Origin of the sequence: Butyricimonas muris, assembly GCF_046365375.1 — a bacterium.
In the GTDB taxonomy this organism is placed as follows: domain Bacteria; phylum Bacteroidota; class Bacteroidia; order Bacteroidales; family Marinifilaceae; genus Butyricimonas; species Butyricimonas muris.
On sequence record NZ_JBKEIT010000023.1, the window covers coordinates 1 to 3,040 of the forward strand.

Consider the following 3,040-nt stretch of genomic DNA (forward strand, 5'->3'; position numbering starts at 1 on the left):
CGGAACGTTAAACGTATCATCTAACCCGCCGAACGTCAACTCTCGGGTGATTAGTACCACTCGGCTTTGCCGTCACCGGCTTTACACCTGTGGCCTATCAACGTCGTCGTCTACAACGACCCTACAAGGAGATCTCATCTTGAGGCAGGCTTCGCGCTTAGATGCTTTCAGCGCTTATCCCGTCCGCGCGTGGCTACCCGGCCGTACGACTGGCGTCATAACCGGTTCACTAGCGGCGCGTCCAACCCGGTCCTCTCGTACTAGAGTCAGGACCTCGCGAATCTCCAACGCCCACGACAGATAGGGACCGAACTGTCTCACGACGTTCTGAACCCAGCTCGCGTGCCACTTTAATCGGCGAACAGCCGAACCCTTGGGACCTTCTCCAGCCCCGGGATGTGACGAGCCGACATCGAGGTGCCAAACCGCTCCGTCGATATGAGCTCTTGGGAGCGATCAGCCTGTTATCCCCGGAGTACCTTTTATCCTTTGAGCGATGACCCTTCCACGCGGGATCACCGGATCACTATGCCCTGCTTTCGCACCCGATCGACTTGTGTGTCTCCCGGTCAAGCACCCTTGTGCCATTGCACTCGAAGGTTGATTACCAATCAACCGGAGGGTACCTTTGGAAGCCTCCGTTACGCTTTTGGAGGCGACCACCCCAGTCAAACTACCCACCACGCGGTGTCCTCTTACAAAGAGTTAGATCCCAGACAAGAGAAGGGTCGTATTTCAACGATGGCTCAACGATTCCTGGCGAAACCGCTTCATTGCCTCCGACCTATCCTACACGTCCCGTGCCCGGGAACAACGCGAAGCTGCAGTAAAGGTTCACGGGGTCTTTCCGTCCCGTCGCGGGTACCCGGCATCTTCACCGGAACTACAATTTCACCGAGCTCATGGTCGAGACAGTGCCCAGATCGTTACACCATTCGTGCAGGTCGGAACTTACCCGACAAGGAATTTCGCTACCTTAGGACCGTTATAGTTACGGCCGCCGTTTACCGGGGCTTCAATTCAAACCCTCGACTTTCGTCTAAGCTCTCCTCTTAACCTTCCGGCACCGGGCAGGTGTCAGGCCATATACGTCATCTCTCGATTTGGCATAGCCATGTGTTTTTGGTAAACAGTCGCCTGGGCCATTTCTCTGCGGCTCTATCACTAGAGCGTCCTTTATCCCTAAGTTACAGGACTATTTTGCCTAGTTCCTTGACCATGAATCACTCGAGCGCCTCGGTATCCTCTACCAGACCACGTGTGTCCGTTTACAGTACGGTTCCTCGTCACTTGAAGTTTAGCGGGTTTTCTCGGGGGTTAACGCCCGGAACGCTATCCGCTCGGCCGAGGCCTCGCGGTACTATCGACTTTCGCCTCGGGTGGCGTGCTTGACTACCACCGTCACAGGGTACGGCCTTCAACGCGCTATTCCGTCAGCGCGCGGTTCCTTGGTCACCCCGTCACCGCGTAACGGTGACGAGAAGCACGGGAATGTTAACCCGTTTCTCGTCGGCATCCCCACTCGGGTTAGCCTTAGAGGCCGGCTGACCCCCGGCTGATTGGCATTGCCGGGGAATCCTTGGTCTTTCGGCGTGGGGGGTTCTCGCCCCCATTATCGTTACTTATGCCTACATTTGCTTTTCCTGACGCTCCAGCGTACCTCGCGATACACCTTCAGCGCCGACAGGAATGCTCTCCTACCGGTTAGCTACTGCTAACCCCACCGCTTCGGTTGACGGTTTAATGCCCGTGTATTATCCACGCGGGATCACTCGACTAGTGAGCTGTTACGCACTCTTTAAATGAATGGCTGCTTCCAAGCCAACATCCTAGCTGTCTTCGCGATCCCACCTCGTTTTATCAACTTAACCGTCCATCGGGGACCTTAGCGGGTGGTCTGGGTTCTTCCCCTCTCGTCCGCGGACCTTAGCACCCGCGGGCTCACTCCATGGTTCTGGTGTTCTAGCATTCGGAGTTTATCCGGATTTGATAGGCGGTGAAGCCCTCGCGTCCAATCAGTAGCTCTACCTCTAGAACAGAACACCACAGGCTGCACCGAAATGCATTTCGGAGAGTACGAGCTATTTCCCAGTTTGATTGGCCTTTCACCCCTACCCTCGCGTCATCCGAAAACTTTTCAACGTTTACCGGTTCGGTCCTCCATCACGTGTTACCGCGACTTCAACCTGCACGAGGGTAGATCACAAGGTTTCGCGTCTAGCGCCACCAACTTTACGCCCTTTAGAGGCTCGCTTTCACTTCGGCTCACGTCCCTGAAGGACTTAACCTCGCTGGTGACGACTAACTCGTAGGCTCATTATGCAAAAGGCACGCCGTCACGGGATCTCCCCGCTCCGACCGCTTGTAGGCGCGCGGGTTCAGGGTCTATTTCACTCCCCGGCTAGGGGTGCTTTTCACCTTTCCCTCGCGGTACTGGTTCACTATCGGTCTCTCGGGAGTATTTAGCCTTACCAGGCGGTCCTGGTGAATTCAGGCAGGATTTCTCGTGTCCCGCCCTACTCGGGATACCGCTATCTTGATAACAATTTACGCGCACGGGGCTATCACCCTCCACGGCTTACCTTTCCAGGTAATTGCGCTTGATGTTATCGCGAATATCGCGGTCCCATGACCCCGTTGTCGCCGAAACGGCAACGGTTTGGGCTATTCCCCGTTCGCTCGCCACTACTGGGGGAATCACTGTTGTTTTCTTCTCCTGCGGGTAATGAGATGTTTCAGTTCCCCGCGTTCGCCTCCATTTAGGATGACTGGAATCTATCCAGCCGGGTTGCCCCATTCGGAAATCCACGGGTCAAGGGTTACTTGCACCTCGCCGTGGCCTATCGCGGCTTATCGCGTCCTTCATCGCCTCCGAGAGCCTAGGCATCCACCGCGCGCCCTTAGTTATTCACGTTCGTTAGCGTCGTGTTGTATTTCTACCTTGTCGATGTATCACTACACCGACGGCTCTGTGTTTTTTACTACATTTTTACTTCACGGATTAAATAATCCGTTAACGTTCCAGCATGTCAAAGAACTT

General features: G+C 55.1%; 1 rRNA gene. It reads right to left on the reverse strand.

Annotated elements, in window-relative coordinates:
* Positions 1 to 30: 30 nt before the first annotated feature.
* Positions 31 to 2,914 (reverse strand): 23S ribosomal RNA (locus ACK8P8_RS22175).
* Positions 2,915 to 3,040: the final 126 nt, after the last annotated feature.